The following is a 16,440-nucleotide window of genomic DNA, read 5'->3' on the forward strand; positions in this document are numbered from 1 at the left end:
ACCTGGACGGGTGGGGACCGACCTCAAGTGCCGTGGATCACGGCCCGATAGGAGCAGCGTGCGCACACACCAGGACGTGGATAGCGGGCGACGGCGCGGGTTCCCGCTGCGGCGGTACCTGATCGCCCTGGTGCTCCTGCCCATGGTCGGCGTCGGGGTCCTCACCGTCGCGGCGGCCCAGGCGCGCGCGGCCGAGGTCGCCGGCGCGGAGCGTGCCGAGGTCGCCGTGCGCGCGCTGGCCCTGCTCGATGCCGCGCGCAGCGGTGTGGAGCAGGAGATGATCCCGGTCCTGTCGCTGTCGGTCATCGGCGATCCGGCGGCCGCGGCGGCCCTCGGGCTGCCCGAGTTCTTCCTGCGCACCCAGCGGCAGACCGCGATCGACGAGGCGGCTCGTGCGCGAGCAGTCACCGACCAGGCCCTGGCCCGGGTCTCGGCGGGCTCCGTCGGGGCGGCGGCCGCGGCGCGTGCCGCCGATGACCTGGCGGAGTTGCGCCAGGCCGACCAGGCGGGCCGGCTGGACATCGAGGCGCTGCACCTCCGGTTCCTGCGCGTCTCCAACGACCTCATGAACGCGCAGGCGGCGGCCGCCGCGGCAGCGACCTCCGAGGGCGTGCCCGGGAACACGCTGCGGGCCATCCGTGACGTCCAGACCGTGGCCCAGCTGGCGCAGGCCGCCGGCCGGCAGATGCCCCTCTTCATCGGCTCCCTGCTGGCCGAGGGCGGCGACGAGCTGATCGGCTCCCGCACCGCCTGGGAGACCCAGTGGCTGGACTACCTGGACGCCCAGCGCCGGATGGACACTGTCTCGGGGCAGGGCCTGCGGGATGCCTGGGAGGAGGTCCGCACCTCCGACGTCGTCACCCAGCTGGACGGCCTGCTCGCGCAGGGACTCACCGACGACGGCGGCGCCGCCATGCCGCTCAGCGACCTGGTCACCGTGCTGTTCCAGAGCCAGGACCGCAGCACGATGCTGGCCGAGCTGGTCGGGACGGCGGTCGACGAGGCCCGGCAGCTCGTGGCCGCCGACCTCGAGCGCGCCGGCGACCGGCTCCAGTTCGTCCTGCTGATGGGAGCCGGCCTGCTCGTCGCCTCGCTGCTCGGCGCCTTCGTCCTCGGCCGCAGCGTCACCGGGGCGCTCCGCCTGCTCGCCGCCCAGGCGACCGAGATCAGCGAGGGATCGCTGGTGGCGGTCGAGGTCGCCGGGCCGCGGGAGGTCCGGACGGTCTCGGCCGCGCTCGGGTCGGCCGTCGCCGGGCTGCGCCGGATCCAGGACCAGGCGCAGGCCGTGGCCCGCGGCGACCTCGACGACGCGCTCCTCGACGAGCCCCTGCCCGGCCCGCTCGGCGAGGTCGTGCACGCCTCGGTCAAGGCGATCGTCACCTCGGTGCGCCAGCGCGAGGAGCTGCAGTTCGCTCTCGCGCACCAGGCCACGCACGACCCGCTGACCGAGCTGCCCAACCGCGCGCAGGCCCTCACCCTCGTGACCTCGGCCCTGCACCGCGGCCGGCGGTCCGGGGAGATGACCGGTCTCCTCTTCATCGACCTGGACGGCTTCAAGGCCGTCAACGACGGCCACGGCCACGCGGCCGGCGACGAGGTGCTGCGCGCGGTGGCGGGCCGGCTCCGGGCGGCCGTGCGCCCGGGTGACGTCGTCTGCCGCCTCGGCGGCGACGAGTTCGTCGTCCTGGTCGAGCCGGTGCACGCCGAGCACGACCTGATCGACCTCGCCGAGCGGCTCATCGCCTCGGTCAGCGAGCCGATCCCGGTGGGGGCGCTGACGGTCGGCGTCGGCGCCAGCGTCGGCGTGGCGATCAGCCGCGACGGCGGCACCGACGCCGACGTGCTCTTCGCCGAGGCCGACACCGCCGCGTACCGGGCCAAGGCGCACGGCCGGGGCCGGGCGGAGATCTTCGACGAGACGCTCCGGCTGCAGCTGACCGAGCAGGCCGAGCTCGAGGCGGCCATCAGCCACGGCCTGGCCAGCGGCGAGATGCACCTGGTCTACCAGCCGGTCATGGACCTGGCGTCCGACCGGCTGACCGGGTACGAGGCACTGGTCCGCTGGGACCGGCCGGGCGTCGGCCCGGTCCCGCCGGACCAGTTCATCCCGGTCGCCGAGCGGTCCCGCCTCGTCGGGGACATCGACCGCTTCGTGCTGCAGGAGGCGACCCGTCAGCTGGCGCAGTGGCGGAAGGAGTTCCCGGTGGCCCCGGGGCGGCCCGAGCCGACGATCGCGGTGAACATCTCCGGCCGGCACCTCGCCGACCGGCGGGTGGTCACCGACGTCGCGGACGCGCTCGCCACCTCCGGGCTGCCGGCGCGGCTGCTGGTCCTCGAGGTCACCGAGACGGTGCTGGTGGACGACCCGGCCGCGTACGACCACCTGACCGAGCTGCGGGACATGGGCGTCGGCATCGCCATCGACGACTTCGGCACCGGGTACACCTCGATCGGGCAGCTGCGGAACATGCCCGTGGACACGCTGAAGATCGACCGCAGCTTCGTGGCGTCGGGGGAGCCCGCCCACCTCGAACTGGTCGCCCTGATGATCCGCGCGGCGCACACGTTCGGTCTCACCGTGGTCGCCGAGGGGGTCGAGGAGGACGCGCAGATGGCGCGGCTCCGGGCACAGGCGTGCGACCGGGCGCAGGGCTACCTGCTGTCCCGGCCGCTGCCCGCGGCCGAGGCCGGAGCGCTGCTGCGCCGGGAGGAGACGGCCGCCCCCACCACCTGAGCCCGTCGGCCCGGGCTGCCGTGCGGCTGCCGCACGCCGCCGGGTGTGCCACCATCCGGCCGGTGAGCGGCACATCGAAGACGTCGGCAGCGCACCTCGCGACAGAGTGGGGGAAGCGGGCATGAGCGAGCCCGGCACCCGGTCCCCCGACGCGGGCTCCGGGATCAAACGGCGCGTCTTCTACGGCTCGGTCGCCGGCGTCCTCGCGATCGCGCTCTGGGCGACGGCGACCCCGACGTCGGCCGCGGAGACGATCGGCTCCCTGGTCGGCTGGACGTCGGAGTGGTTCGGCTGGTTCTACATCGCCTTCGCCACCGCCGTGCTCGTCTTCGTCCTGGCCATCGCCTTCTCGCGGTACGGGAAGGTCAAGCTCGGCCCCGAGCACTCCACCCCGCAGTTCAGCACCTTCGCCTGGGCGTCGATGCTCTTCGCCGCCGGCATCGGCACCGACCTGATGTTCTTCGCCGTCGCCGAGCCGGTCACGCAGTACCTGGCCCCGCCGGTGGTTGAGGGCGAGACGGTGGAGGCCGCCCGCGAGGCGACCGTGTGGACGCTGTTCCACTACGGCATCAACGGCTGGGGCATGTACGCGCTGATGGGGATGGCGCTGGCCTACTTCGCCTACCGCATGAACATGCCGCTGGCCATCCGCTCGGTGCTGTACCCGATCTTCGGCCGGCGCGTGCACGGCTCGCTGGGCGACGCCGTGGACGTCGCGGCGGTCCTCGGCACGATCTTCGGCGTCGCCACGTCGCTGGGCATCGGTGTGGTGCAGCTGAACTACGGGTTGTCGGTGCTGTTCGGCATCCCCGAGGGCCGGGCCGCGCAGCTGGGGTTGATCGCCCTGGCCGTGGGCGTGGCGACGGTGTCCGCGGTGAGCGGTGTCGACCGGGGCATCAAGCGGCTCTCCCAGCTCAACGTCGTCCTCGCCCTGGGGCTGGCCGGCTTCGTGCTGGTGACCGGCAACACCGCGTTCCTGCTCAACGGGCTGGTCCAGAACGTCGGGGACTTCGTGAGCAGCTTCCCCGGCCTCACCATGGAGACCTTCGCCTACGACCGGCCGGACGAGTGGCTGAACGGCTGGACGCTGTTCTTCTGGGCGTGGTGGATCGCCTGGGCGTCCTTCGTCGGGCTCTTCCTCGCCCGCATCTCGCGGGGCCGGACGATCCGCCAGTTCGTGGCCGGGACGCTGCTGCTGCCCTTCAGCTACATCCTGATGTGGGTGTCGATCTTCGGGAACAGCGCCATCGACCGCATCCGGCAGGGCGATGCGGCGTTCGGCGAGACGGCGATGAACATCCCGGAGCGGGGCTTCTACACCCTCCTGGCGGACTACCCGGCCTTTCCGTTCATCGCCTCGATCGCGACCTTCATCGGCCTGCTGTTCTACGTGACGTCCGCGGACTCCGGCGCGCTGGTGATGGCGAACCTGTCCTCGCGGCTGCGCCGGCCGCAGGACGACGCGGCCGCCGGCGTCCGGATCGTCTGGGCGGTCGTGACCGGCGTGCTCACCGCTGCGATGCTGCTGGTCGGCGGCGTGCCCGCGCTCCAGAACGCGACCATCATCATGGGCCTGCCCTTCGCCTTCGTGATGGTGGCGGTGATGGTCGGGCTGCACCGCGCGCTGCGCAGCGAGGCCGATCGCGCCGTCAACCGCCACCGGATCGCTCCCTCCGGCCGGCCGGCCGCGCGGCGGCGCGCCCGGCTGCGACGGCGCCGGGCACCTGTCCCCACCGGCCGTGAGCGGGTCGACCAGTACCTCCACGAGACGGCGCGGCCGGCCCTGGCGGAGGCCGCGGCCGAGCTGCGCGCCCGGGAGGTCGAGTCGGACATGCACTGGGCCGTCGACGACTCCGGCGCGCCCTGCGTCGAGCTCACGGCGCAGGCCGACGGCGGCGCGCCGTTCCGCTACCGCATCCGGCCCAGCCGCCCGCCGCGCCGCGGGGACGGCGCCCGGCCGTCGTCGGACCCGGGTGCCTCCCGGCTCGACGTCCAGGTCGAGCCGGGCAGCCCGGCGGGGGCGGGCGGCTACGACGTCATGAACTACACCCACGCCCAGCTCATCGACGACGTGATGGACCGCTTCGAGCAGCACGTCGCCGCCGCGGCCGCCCGCGGCTGAACCGCCCGGTCAGCCGTCGAGGAACGACTCGATCACCGGGGCCAGCTCGTCGGCCTCGGTGACCAGCGCGATGTGCCCGCCGCGGTAGACGTGCAGCTGCGCCCGGGGGATCAGCCGGGCCATCACCCGGGCGTTCACGACCGGGATGATCGGGTCGTCGTCCCCCGCCACCACCAGCGTCGGCTGCCGGATGAGCCGCAGGAACGGCAGGCTGCTCCACCCGGTGCTCGAGGCGAGCTGGTAGTAGTAGCCGCGCTTCGGGCCGACCCGGGTGTGCGTGTGCAGCGCCGCCGCCGCCCGCTCGGGGTCGGTGCGCATAGTCCCGCCGTAGATCAGGCCGGCGATCTCGCGGGCGTACTCCGGGTCGCGGTGCCGCCGCGGGGTCAGCATGCGGGCCAGCACGGCGGGGCGGGCCGGCACCATGAGGGAGCCGGTCGCCGTCGCGGCCAGCACCAGCCGCCGGCAGCGGCGCCGGTGCTGCACCGCGAAGTGCTGGGCCAGCCCTCCGCCCCAGGACAGCCCGAGGACGTCCACCGGCCGGTGTTGGCCCAGCCGGTTCAGCAGCCCGGCGACCACGGGGCTCAGCGTGGAGAGCAGGTAGGGGACGACGGGTGGCGGTGAGCCGCCCACGCCCGGCACGTCGAACCGGATGACGGTGCGCCGGGGATCCAGCGCGTCGACGAAGGGCTGCAGCACCTCCAGGCTGGCGCCGATGCCGTTCATCAGCAGCAGCGGCGGCACCGCGTCGTCGGTACCCGGCCGCACGGCGGTCCGGAGCGTCCGGCCCCCGACGGTGAGGCTGCGGACGACCTCCCGACTACTTGTCGAAGACATAGGTGCCCGGGGCCTCGGCGAGCACCTCGAGGCCGTTCCCACCCAGCTCGGCCGGCGCCGGCACCTCCTCGCCCGACCGCTCGCCGAGCCAGGCCATGAAGTCCGGCCACCAGGAGCCCTGCACCGTCTCGGCCGACCGCAGCCACTCCTGGGGGTCGGGTGGCGTGGCGCCCGCCACCTGGAAGGTGGACTTCGGGTTGCCCGGCGGGTTCACCAGGGAGGCGATGTGGCCGCTGGTGGAGAGGATGAACCGGCTCTCCCCGCCGAGCAGCTGGGTGGTCCGGTAGCAGGCCTGCCACGGGCACAGGTGGTCGGCGATCCCCGCGGTGACGTAGGAGTCGACGGTGACCGCCGACAGGTCCACCGGCGAGCCGAGCATGGTGGCCCGGCCGGGCTCGGTCAGCGCGTTGCCCAGTGCCACCTCGATGAAGTCGCGGTGCAGGGCCGCGCTCATCCGGGTCGTGTCGGCGTTCCAGAACAGGATGTCGAAGTTCGGCGGCGGCTTGCCCTGCAGGTAGTTGTTGACCCAGTAGTTCCAGATCAGGTCGTTGGGTCGCAGCCAGGCGAACACCTCCGCCAGCTGGGCGCCGTCGAGGTAGCCCTTCTTCCGGGAGCGTTCGGTGGCGGCCTGCACCTCGTCCTCGTCCATGAGGGCGGAGATGGTGCCGGCGCGGGCCCAGTCAAGGACGGTGACGGCGTAGCTGGCCGCGCGCACCCGGTCCTGCCGGCCGGTCGCGGCCAGGTGGGCCAGCACCATCGCGGTGATGATGCCGCCGGAGCAGAACGCCTGGACGCTCACCTGCTCCTGCCCGGTGACCCGCTCGACGGCGTCCATCGCGTCGAGGACCGCCTGCCCGTAGGCGTCCAGGCCCCAGTCTGCGTGCCGCTCGTCGGGGTTGCGCCACGAGATCATGAAGACCTGCTGGCCGCTGGCCACGTAGTGCTCCACGATGCTGCGGCCAGGCGCCAGGTCGGTGATGTAGTACTTGTTGATCGTCGGCGGGACGATCACCAGCGGCACCGCGCGCACCCGCTCCGTCGTCGGCCGGTACTGGATCAGCTCGAAGACATCGGTGCGGAACACCACGGCCCCCGGCGTCACCGCGAGGTCCTCCCCGACGGTGAAGGCGTCGGGCTCGACCATCGACGGCACCCGGGGCGGGTTCGCCAGGTCCTTGACCATCCGCCGCACGCCCTCGACGGCGTTCTTGCCGCCGGTGTCGATGACCGCCTTGAGGGCCAGCGGGTTGAGCACCGGCACGTTGCTGGGGGCGAGCGCGTCGACCAGGTTCGTGGCGGTGAACCGGATCCGCTCGTCGTCCTGCCAGTCGAGGTCGGCGTCCTCGATCAGCTCCCAGGCCACCCGCGCCGTCGCCAGGTGCGCCTGCATGGCCCGCCGGAGCAGCGGGTTGCCGCTCCACGCGGGGTCGGCGAACCGCTTGTCCTTCTTCCCGGGCGCGAGCTCCGAGCGGCCGAGCACGACCTTGCCGAGCTCGCGGGCCAGTTCCCCGCCGCGGCGGGCCACCACGTCCGGCTTGCGGGCCAGCGCCGAGCCGAAGCGCAGCGCGGTGCCGGCCGGCGGGACCAGCCGGCGCAGCGGCCCGCGGGCGGCGTCGACCAGGACCATGTCGAGGCCCGTAGCGGCCTCGGCGGCCTGCTCGGGGGTCCCGGCGGGGAGGTCGCTCTCGGGGCGGCCGGCGGTGGGTGTGGAGGCCGTCCGGTCCGGTTCGGTCGCGGGCTGGGCCATGGCGGTTCCCTTCGTGCGCTTCCCCGGGCCGGCGACGTCGCCGGCCCCTGGGAGGGGCAGTGTGTGACCCCGACCACTCAACCACAGCCCTCGGTACCCGGCAGGCCGTGCGCGCAGCCCGTCAGACGATCGCGCTGGCCCCCGTGACGCCGCGGCCGACGATGAGCGTGTTCACCTCGCGCGTGCCCTCGTAGGAGTAGATCGCCTCGGCGTCGGCGACGTACCGGCCGACGTGGTTCTCCAGCAGGATCCCGTTCCCGCCCATGAGCTCGCGGGCCCAGCCCACGGTCTCGCGCATGCGCATCGTGCAGAAGGCCTTGGCCAGCGACGCGTGCTCGTCGGTCATGGTGCCCGCCATCTGCAGCTGGGACAGCCGGGCGCACATCGCCCCCGAGGCGGTGATGTTGCCGAGCATCCGCACCAGCAGGTCCTGCACGAGCTGGAACTCCACGATGGGCTGCCCGAACTGCTCGCGCTCCAGCGCGTAGCGCAGCGCGTGCTCGTAGGCGCCGCGCGAGCACCCGACCGCCGACCAGGCGACCCCGGCCCGGGTGGTGCGCAGCACGTTGGCCGTCTCCCGGAAGCTGTGCGCCTCCTGCAGCCGGTTCTCCTCCGGCACCCGCACACTGTCCAGGGTGATGTGCGCGTTCTGCACGGCGCGGAGCGCGATCTTGTCCTGGAGGTCGACGGCGGTGAAGCCTGGCGTCCCCTGCTCGACGACGAAGCCCAACACGCGTTCGGTGGCCACGTCGCGCGCCCAGATGATGACCAGGTCGGCGAAGCTGGCGTTGCCGATCCACTTCTTCTCGCCGTCGAGCGCCCACTCGTCGCCGTCCCGGCGGCACGTCGTCTGCAGGCCGCGGGCGACGTCGGAGCCGTGGTCGGGCTCGGTCAGCCCGAACGCGCCGATGAGCTCCATGCGGGCCATCGCCGGGAGCCAGCGCTCCTTCTGCTCCTCTGAGCCGCAGAGGTAGATCGAGCCCATGGCCAGGCCGCCGTGCACGCCCATGAACGTCGAGATGGAGGGATCGCCCTTGGAGAGCTCCATCGCGATCATGCCGTCGAGCAGGGATGAGCGCCCCGGGCAGCCGTAGCCCTGGAGCGAGACGCCGGCGATGCCCAGCTCGGCCATGGCGGGGATGAGCTGACGGGGGAACTCCGCGCGGGTCCAGTACTCGTTGATGACCGGCGTCACCTGCTCGTCCATGAAGGTGCGAACCCGGTGCAGCAGCGCCCGGTCGTCGTCGTCGAGCAGCGCCTCGAGGTCGTAGAAGTCGGAGGTGATCGTCGACGGTTCGCTGCTCATGGGGGCTCGGGCCTCCTGGATCGGGGAACGGTGGTCCGCACCTACCCGGGGGTCGTGGTGGCAACCAGGCGTGCCGCGGGCCCACCGGGGGCAGGACACCAGGTGACCGACCGACCGGAGGAGTTCCTGATGCGTTCCATCGCCGACCAGACCGTCGAGGAGCTGGGCGGGCCGGGCAGCGTGCTCGTCCGCCAGCGCCGCGACCACGCGGAGCTCGACCGGCTGCTGCACGAGCTCGACGGCACGACCGGCGCCGCCCAGGAGGAGGTGCTCACCCGCATCGACCGGCTGGTGTTCAGCCACGCCTTCGCGGAGGAGACCGTCCTCTGGCCGGTGATCCGCCGGGCGCTGCCCGACGGGGACGCCCTCACGCGGCAGGTGGAGGAGGAGCACCAGGAGGTCAACGAGCTGGTCAGCGCGCTGGAGCGCGACGGCCTGGACCACCCCGAGCGCCCGGCGCGGCTGCGGCGGCTGGTGGAGGTGCTCCGCGAGGACGTGCGCGACGAGGAGGACGTGATGTTCCCGCGGCTCCAGGAGGCGCTCAACCCCGAGGAGCTCCGCGCCCTGGGCCGGCGCTGGGCGGTGATGCGGCGGATCTCGCCCACCCGCCCGCACCCCACCGTCTCCCGTCGCCCTCCGGGCAACGCGCTGTCCGGGCTGCCGCTGTCGCTGATCGACCGCACCCGCGACGTCGTCGACGCCGGGGTGCGCCGTGTGCCGGACCGGTTCGCCCCCGCCGGGCGGGCGGTGAGCCAGGGCCTGGCCGCCGTCGCCGGCGTGGTGGAGCGGGTGCCCCTGGCCCGGCGCGGCGACGGGCCGCCGACCAGCCGCTGAGCCGCGCGCCGCAGCCCGGGCGGCCCCGGCCTCGCCCGATGAACGTCGACGGCCCCCTCCCGCAGCGGGAGGGGGCCGTCAGCCGCAGTGCGTGCTGCGCCTACGTCGCACTCGGGCAGTCCGGTCAGGTCGTCTGCTTGTCGTCGGGCTCGTCCCGGGCGTCGAGCTGGATCTCCTTCTCCGCCCGCGGCACGCCCTCCTTCAGCTCCTTGGTGCGCTCCATCTCGGCGTCGAGCTCGATGCCGAAGAGCAGCGAGACGTTGATCAGCCAGAACCAGATCAGGAAGATGACGACGCCCGCGAGCGCCCCGTAGGTGGCGTTGTAGCTGCCGAAGTTCGCCACGTAGAAGGCGAACGCGGCCGACGCGACGACCGCCACCAGGATGGCGACGCCGGCCCCGGGGCTGATGAACTTGAAGCCGCGCAGCTTGGCGTTCGGCGTCGAGTAGTAGAGCACCGCGATCATCAGCGCCAGGATCACCAGCATGACCGGCCACTTGGCCCAGCTCCAGACGGTCAGGACGGTGTCACCCAGGCCGATCGCCTGGCCGACCGCGTCGACCACCGGGCCGCTGAGCACCAGCATGGCGACGAGCAGCGCCGCGAACAGGATGCCGACCAGGGTGATCAGGATCTGCAGCGGCTTGAGCTTCCAGACCTTGCGCCCCTCGCGCGTCTCGTAGACGACGTTCGCCGCGCGGGTGAAGGCGCCGACGTAACCGGAGGCCGTCCACAGCGAACCGAGGAGACCGAGGACGAGGGCGAAGCCCAGGGGCGCGGTGTTGCCGGCGATGTCCTCGATGGCCGGTCTGATGGTCTCGGCCGCGGACTGCGGGACGACCTGCGTCAACGCGTCGGTGAGCTGCTGCGGGCTGGTGAACAGACCCACGACGGCGGCCAGGGCGGCGAGCGCGGGGAACAGCGCCAGCACCCCGTAGTAGGTCAGCGCGGCGGCCCAGTCGGTGAGGTTGTCCTCGCTGAACTCCTTGGCCGCGCGCTTGAGCGTGCCGCCCGTCGTGGGCTTCGGATCGGCGCCGGTGGGCGCGTAATCGGCCCGCGTGCCGCTGATGTTGTCGTCCTGCGGCGCGGGATCGCCGCCGGCGCGGTTGTCGGTGAAGCGCGTCTCAGCCTTGGTGCGGCTGGACGAGCCGGTGGGTCGGGCCATGAAGAAGTCCTCCTGGGACGCGGGCGGTCGCGCCTGTCGATGCCCCGGACGAACTCGTTCCATGCCGGACGCGCCGGTAACGGTCCGGCCACACCTCTCACCGGCGCCCGTGCCCCGGTCAGCGCACCCCGGACACCGGTGACCACTCGCCCGCCCCGGCGGTGGCCTGTTCCACCTCCGCCAGCGGATCGCGGCGGCCTCGCCCGCCGCGGCGGTCGGCGAGCATGCCGAGCAGCGCGACGAGCACGACCACGACCGAGGCGCCGACGCCGACGAGCGCGACCAGCGTGAAGGCGATGGTCCGCGGCAACCCGGTGGCGGCGTCGATGCTGCCCGCGATCAGCGTGACGGCGAGCGTGCTGCCCAGCGCCTGCCCGACCGAGCGGGCGATCGAGTTCACCGCGTTCGCCACCCCGGTCTCCTCCTCCTGGACCGCGTCGACGACGAGCGCGGGCAGCGCCGCGTAGGCCACGGTGACCGAGACCTGGGTGAGCAGGCCGGCGACGATCACCAGCCACGGTTCGCCGCGTGCCCCGGCGAGCAGGGCGAAGCCGGCGACCCCGCACGAGGCGCCCGCGGTCAGGGTGGGCAGGCCGCCCAGGCGGTGGACGACCCGGCCCGCGAAGGGCGCGAGCAGGATGCCGACCACCCCGCCGGGCAGCAGGTAGACCACTGCTGCCTCCAGCACGCTCGCGTCGAAGCCGTACCCGGTGACCTCCGGGTCGGCCTGCACGTACTGCAGGACGGCGAGGAAGGAGGCGAACAGCGCGATCCCGCTCATGAGGCCGGCCACGTTCGGGACGAGGGTGCGCCGGTCGGCGAGCATGGACGGGCGCACCAGCGGTTCGGCGGTGCGCCGCTGCAGCGCCACCCACGCGGTCAGGACGACGCCCGAGCCGGCGAGGCAGCCGAGCGTGCCCGGTGAGGCCCAACCCCAGGTGTGCCCCTGGGAGAGGGGCAGGAGAAGGAGCACCAGGCCCAAGCCCAGCACCAGGGCGCCCCACCAGTCGACCCGGCCGCTCGCCGAGACCCGGCGGCGGGGGAGCAGCCAGGCGGCGAGCAGCAGGGCGACGAGGGCGATGCCCAGCCCCAGCCAGAAGGCGTGCCGGTAGTCGCCGTCGTCGCCGGTGATCAGCCCGGTGGCGACCAGGCCGACGACGCCGCCCACCGCGAGCGTGCTGCTGACCACCGACATCGCCACGCTCAGCCGGGCCTCGGGGAGCTCCCGTCGCAGGACGCTGATCGACAGGGGGAAGAGGCCGTAGGACGCCCCCTGCAGGACCCGGCCGGCCAGCAGCAGCGGCAGGGACTCCGTCAGGACGATCAGCAGGGTGCCCAGCACGACCGCGACCAGGATGCCGAGGATGACGGGGCGCTCGCCCTTCAGGTCGCCGAGCCGGCCGAGCACCGGGGTCAGGACGGCGGCGGCGAGCAGGTTGGCGGTGAGCACCCAGCCAGCGGCCCCGGCTGAGACCCCGAGCTGCTCCTCGATCCGTCCCAGCGCCGGCACGACCAGGCTCTGCAGCAGCGACAGCGTGGTGACGCCCAGGGAGAGGGCCACGACCAACGCCACGGGACGGGTGCCGGAACCGGTGCCGGCCGCCGGAGCTGCTGTGGGTTCGGACACGCTGTGATGCAACCACGCCGCGGTTCCCCGCTCGGCGCGCGTAACGGTTGTGCATCGGATCACACCCGGCCAGGTGAACTCCCGGAACCGACGATTGAGACGGGTTCGAGCGGGGGACAGTGAGCCCCGACGACGTGCCGCCGTCCCTGACCCGGTGGTGGCATCCGCGAGTTCTGCGAGGAGAGCGATCTGATGATGTTGTGGCCGGCCGTGACCCTGCTGGGGTTCTTCGTCCTGACGGCCCTGGTCATCGCGATGGGCACCCAGTCCACCGCCCGGTACGAGCAGGAGCAGCGGGCGGCCCGCGGTGCCGCGAACGCCCGGCGCTCCGGCTCCGAGCCCGTGGGGGCCGCACGAGCCTGACCCCCGCAGCACAGCGAACGACGGCGCCCCGCCGCTCCACCCGGAGCGGCGGGGCGCCGTCGTCGCGTCTCAGAACCAGGCGTCGCGGGCGTCCAGCACCGTGCGGTCCAGCGACTCCAGCAGGTCGAACCAGCCCCGGGTGCGGGGCAGCTCCCAGCGCCAGAAGTAGCGGGCCGCGGCGCGCTTGCCCTCGTGGAAGTCGGTGGTGCCGGCCTCGGCGGCCAGCGCCTGCTCCAGCCACAGCCACGCGACCACGATGTGGCCCGCCGCCTCCAGGTAGACGTGGGAGTTGGCCAGGGCCAGGTCGGGGTCGCCGGTGCCCCAGAGGGTGGCGGTGACCGCTCCCATCCGGGCGACCGCGGCGTCCAGGTCCGCGGCGAAGCCGGCCCACTGCGTGCCGGCGGCGCGGGCGGTGGTCGCGGCGATCGTCTCGCCCAGCAGGGCGAGCCCCGCCCCGCCCTGCATGACGACCTTGCGGCCGAGCAGGTCGAGGGACTGGATGCCCTGGGTGCCCTCGTGGATCGGGTTGAGCCGGTTGTCCCGGTAGAACTGCTCCACCGGGTAGTCCCGCGTGTACCCGTAGCCGCCGTGCACCTGGATGGCCAGGTCGTTGGCGGCCAGCCCCCACTGCGAGGGCCACGCCTTGGCGACCGGGGTGAGCATGTCGAGCAGGAGGTGCGCTCGCTCCCGCTCCTCCTGGGTCTCCGCGGTCTGCTCCTCGTCGACCAGGCGCGCGCAGTACAGGCCCAGGGCCAGGCCGCCCTCGGCGTAGGACTTCGCGGCCAGCAGCATCCGGCGGACGTCGGCGTGCTCGATGATCGGCACCATCGGCGAGGCCGGGTCCTTCGCGCCCGCCGGCCGCCCCTGCGTGCGGGTGCGCGCGTACTCGAGCGCGTGCAGGTAACCGGTGTAGCCGAGCACGGTCGCGCCCATCCCGACGCCGATCCGGGCCTCGTTCATCATGTGGAACATGTAGGTGAGGCCCTTGTGCGGCTCACCGACCAGGTAGCCGACGGCGCCGGGCTGCCCGCCCGGCCTGTGCACGCCCTCTCCGAAGTTGAGCAGCGTGTTCGTCGTCCCCCGGTAGCCCATCTTGTGGTTGAGCCCGGCCAGGACGACGTCGTTGCGCTCGCCCAGCGAGCCGTCCTCGTTCACCAGGAACTTCGGGACGATGAACAGCGAGATGCCCTTCACCCCGGGCGGGCCGCCGGGGATCTTGGCCAGCACCAGGTGGACGATGTTCTCGGTGAGCTCGTGGTCGCCACCGGAGATCCACATCTTGTTGCCGGTGAGCCGGTAGGTGCCGTCGTCCTGCGGCACCGCCCGGGTGGTGATGTCGGCCAGCGAGGAGCCGGCCTGCGGCTCGGACAGCGCCATGGTGCCGAACCAGCGGCCCTCGATCTCCGGGGCCACGTAGGTGTCGATCTGCTCCCGGCTGCCGTGGGCCAGCAGCAGGCGCGCGTTGCCCATCGTGAGGAACGGGTAGGCCGACGTGCCCACGTTGGCCGCCTTGAACCACGCGAAGACGGCCTGCCCGACCACGTGCGGCAGCTGCATGCCGCCGAACTCCTCGTCGAACTCGCCGGCCATCAGCCCGGCCTCGGCGAAGACCTGGAGCGCCTCGGCGACCTCCGGGATCAGCTCGACCTTGCCGTCGACGAACCGCGGCTCGTTCTCGTCGGCCTTGCGGTTGTGCGGGGCGAAGTGCTCGGTGGCGATCTGCTCGGCCAGGTCGAGCACCGCGTCGAAGGTCTCTCGCGAGTGCTCGGTGAAGCGTGACCGCTTGGTGAGCGACTCGACGTCGAGCCACTCGTTCAGCAGGAAGTCCAGGTCACGGCGGGACAGGATCAGCGACGACGGCACGAGGTCTCCAGGGCGCGGGTCTCCGGGGCGGTGCGAACCACCTCACACTAGGCCGGTTGCCCCGGCGGCATGTGCGGGTAGGTCGGGACCGTCGTCGACCGAGGAGGAGCCATGGAGCTACCCGCCATCGTCAGCCGCGCCGGAGGCGCGCTGCTGAGCACCCTGCAGCACGTCCGCATCCCGGGCGTGGGGCAGGCGTCGGTGACCGACGACCCGGCGACCGCCGCCCGCCGCTGGCGGGCGGTCACCGTGCTGAAGGCGCCTGACCAGGTCGGTTCGCCGGCGTCGCCGCCGCCCCCGCTGGACCGCTTCGGCGACCGGGTCGAGGTGCGCATCGCCGCAGCCCCCGGGGACAGGGGGACCGAGCTCGCGGCCCGCTTCAAGGAGACGCCGACCGACGACGAGATCGGCGAGCTGCGCGCCGCGCTGCGCGAGGCGAAGCAGCGGCTGGAGACCGGTGAGGTGCTGCGCGTGGACCCGCAGCCGCACGGCTTCCGCAAGCCGACCCCCCAGGGCGCGGCCCTGGAGGGCATGACGGGATCGGCTGCGAAGGAGGGTGTGCTGTGAAGGCCGCGACGTGGACCGGGGTCAACGAGGTGTCGGTGGAGGACGTCCCCGAGCCGCAGCTCCTCAACGACCACGACGTGATCCTGAAGATCAGCCAGTCGGTCACCTGCGGCTCCGACCTGCACCTGATCGGCGGCTACATCCCGTTCATGCGCGCCGGTGACGTGCTGGGCCACGAGTTCATCGGCGAGGTCGTCGAGGTCGGCAAGGAGGTCCGGAACCGCAAGGTCGGCGACCGCGTCGTCGTCGCGCCGTTCGCGGCCTGCGGCAGCTGCTGGTACTGCAAGCAGGAGCTGTACTCGCTCTGCGACAACGGCAACGCGAACCCGGGGATCACCGAGGGGCTGTGGGGCCAGAGCCCCGGCGGGTGCTTCGGCTACTCGCACGCGATGGGCGGGTACGCCGGCAGCCACGCGGAGTTCATGCGGGTGCCCTACGCCGACGTCGGCACCTTCGTCGTCCCCGACGGGGTCTCCGACACCCGGGCGCTGTTCGCCTCCGACGCCGCATCGACCGGCTGGATGGGCGCCGACCTGGCCGGGACGAAGCCCGGTGACGTCGTCGCGGTCTGGGGGGCCGGCGGCGTCGGTCAGATGGCCGCCCGCGCGGCGATGCTGCTGGGTGCCGAGCAGGTCGTGGTGATCGATCGGATCCCCGAGCGGCTCGCGCAGGTGCGCGACCACGTGGGCGCCGAGGCCGTGGACTACACGACCACCGACGTCGTCGCGGAGCTGCGCGAGCGCACCGGCGGGCGAGGCCCGGACGTCTGCATCGAGGCCGTGGGGATGGAGGCGCACGCCCCGGGAGCGCCCGGCATCTACGACCAGGTCAAGCAGCAGCTGCGGCTGCAGACCGACCGGCCGACCGCGGTGCGCGAGGCGATCATGGCGTGCCGGAAGGGCGGCACGGTCTTCACCCTCGGGGTCTTCGCCGCGATGGTGGACAAGTTCCCCCTGGGAGCGGCCATGAACAAGGGCCTCACGATCCGCGGCGCCCAGGTCCACGCCCAGCGCTACATCCCGGAGCTGCTGCGCCGGATGGAGGCCGGGGAGCTGGTCACCGAGCACCTGGCCACCCACGTCATGCCGCTGACCGAGGCGCCGGAGGGCTACCGGCTGTTCAAGGAGAAGGAGGACGGCTGCGTGCGCGCGGTCTTCCTGCCCTGACCGCGGGCGGCGCAGCCCGGCATTGACCCCGAGGCGGACATCCTGCCCGCCGGGATGTCCGCCCGCGGGTCACCGCCGTAGGGCTGCTGCCCGCCCGATGCGTGACGACCCC

Annotated in this window: 12 protein-coding genes; 6 read left to right on the forward strand and 6 right to left on the reverse strand. The window is 73.1% G+C overall.

Annotated elements, in window-relative coordinates:
• The first annotated feature begins 76 nt into the window (after positions 1-76).
• Positions 77-2,734, forward strand: a complete 2,658-nt coding sequence (locus tag ACI79K_RS14265; protein WP_456600015.1) for a putative bifunctional diguanylate cyclase/phosphodiesterase — start codon at positions 77-79, stop codon at positions 2,732-2,734.
• A gap of 121 nt (positions 2,735-2,855) precedes the next feature.
• Positions 2,856-4,856 carry a choline BCCT transporter BetT gene (betT, locus tag ACI79K_RS14270; protein ID WP_456589987.1) on the forward strand — a complete coding sequence of 667 codons (2,001 nt, stop codon included), beginning with the start codon at positions 2,856-2,858 and terminating at the stop codon, positions 4,854-4,856.
• Between the two features lie 9 nt (positions 4,857-4,865).
• Here the strand turns inward: betT and phaZ are convergent, their stop codons facing one another.
• From phaZ to ACI79K_RS14285, 3 genes are all read right to left on the reverse strand, one after another.
• The gene (gene phaZ, locus ACI79K_RS14275) at positions 4,866-5,690 is read right to left on the reverse strand and encodes a poly(3-hydroxyalkanoate) depolymerase (RefSeq protein ID WP_456600016.1); all 825 of its coding nucleotides are present in this window, start codon (positions 5,688-5,690) and stop codon (positions 4,866-4,868) included.
• Entirely contained in the window at positions 5,674-7,437 is a 1,764-nt protein-coding gene (locus ACI79K_RS14280; protein ID WP_456589985.1) for a PHA/PHB synthase family protein, read from the reverse strand. Before ACI79K_RS14280 ends, phaZ begins: the two co-directional genes overlap by 17 nt.
• 121 nt (positions 7,438-7,558) lie before the next feature.
• Positions 7,559-8,743, reverse strand: a complete 1,185-nt coding sequence (locus ACI79K_RS14285) for an acyl-CoA dehydrogenase family protein (RefSeq protein WP_456600017.1) — start codon at positions 8,741-8,743, stop codon at positions 7,559-7,561.
• A gap of 102 nt (positions 8,744-8,845) precedes the next feature.
• Here ACI79K_RS14285 and ACI79K_RS14290 point away from each other — a divergent pair, with 102 nt between their 5' ends.
• Positions 8,846-9,577 carry a hemerythrin domain-containing protein gene (locus ACI79K_RS14290; RefSeq protein WP_456589983.1) on the forward strand — a complete coding sequence of 244 codons (732 nt, stop codon included), beginning with the start codon at positions 8,846-8,848 and terminating at the stop codon, positions 9,575-9,577.
• Positions 9,578-9,701: 124 nt separating this feature from the next.
• Here the strand turns inward: ACI79K_RS14290 and ACI79K_RS14295 are convergent, their stop codons facing one another.
• A complete protein-coding gene (locus ACI79K_RS14295; RefSeq protein WP_456589982.1) occupies positions 9,702-10,742 on the reverse strand; it encodes a YihY/virulence factor BrkB family protein in 1,041 nt (346 codons plus the stop codon).
• Positions 10,743-10,860: 118 nt separating this feature from the next.
• Positions 10,861-12,369, reverse strand: a complete 1,509-nt coding sequence (locus ACI79K_RS14300; protein WP_456600018.1) for an MFS transporter — start codon at positions 12,367-12,369, stop codon at positions 10,861-10,863.
• Positions 12,370-12,561: 192 nt separating this feature from the next.
• On the opposite strand from ACI79K_RS14300, the gene ACI79K_RS14305 reads away from it, so the two are divergent.
• Positions 12,562-12,732, forward strand: coding sequence for a hypothetical protein (locus tag ACI79K_RS14305; protein WP_456589980.1), 171 nt, complete (start codon positions 12,562-12,564; stop codon positions 12,730-12,732).
• 69 nt (positions 12,733-12,801) lie between these two features.
• Here the strand turns inward: ACI79K_RS14305 and ACI79K_RS14310 are convergent, their stop codons facing one another.
• Complete coding sequence (locus ACI79K_RS14310; protein ID WP_456589979.1) at positions 12,802-14,595, reverse strand: acyl-CoA dehydrogenase; 1,794 nt, start codon at positions 14,593-14,595, stop codon at positions 12,802-12,804.
• A gap of 111 nt (positions 14,596-14,706) precedes the next feature.
• Between ACI79K_RS14310 and ACI79K_RS14315 the strand changes: the two genes are divergently transcribed.
• Positions 14,707-15,162 carry a hypothetical protein gene (locus ACI79K_RS14315; protein ID WP_456589978.1) on the forward strand — a complete coding sequence of 152 codons (456 nt, stop codon included), beginning with the start codon at positions 14,707-14,709 and terminating at the stop codon, positions 15,160-15,162.
• Positions 15,159-16,328, forward strand: coding sequence for a zinc-dependent alcohol dehydrogenase (locus ACI79K_RS14320; protein ID WP_456600019.1), 1,170 nt, complete (start codon positions 15,159-15,161; stop codon positions 16,326-16,328). Before ACI79K_RS14315 ends, ACI79K_RS14320 begins: the two co-directional genes overlap by 4 nt.
• The last annotated feature ends 112 nt before the right edge of the window (positions 16,329-16,440 follow it).

The sequence above is a fragment of the Blastococcus sp. SYSU DS0616 genome, assembly GCF_054051015.1.

Excerpts from the sequence above, each read along its gene's own strand:
- betT (WP_456589987.1), top strand. The coding sequence starts at position 2,856 with ATGAGCGAGCCCGGCACCCGGTCCCCCGACGCGGGCTCCGGGATCAAA.
- phaZ (WP_456600016.1), bottom strand. The coding sequence starts at position 5,690 with ATGTCTTCGACAAGTAGTCGGGAGGTCGTCCGCAGCCTCACCGTCGGG.
- ACI79K_RS14280 (WP_456589985.1), bottom strand. The coding sequence starts at position 7,437 with ATGGCCCAGCCCGCGACCGAACCGGACCGGACGGCCTCCACACCCACC.
- ACI79K_RS14285 (WP_456600017.1), bottom strand. The coding sequence starts at position 8,743 with ATGAGCAGCGAACCGTCGACGATCACCTCCGACTTCTACGACCTCGAG.
- ACI79K_RS14295 (WP_456589982.1), bottom strand. The coding sequence starts at position 10,742 with ATGGCCCGACCCACCGGCTCGTCCAGCCGCACCAAGGCTGAGACGCGC.
- ACI79K_RS14305 (WP_456589980.1), top strand. The coding sequence starts at position 12,562 with ATGATGTTGTGGCCGGCCGTGACCCTGCTGGGGTTCTTCGTCCTGACG.
- ACI79K_RS14315 (WP_456589978.1), top strand. The coding sequence starts at position 14,707 with ATGGAGCTACCCGCCATCGTCAGCCGCGCCGGAGGCGCGCTGCTGAGC.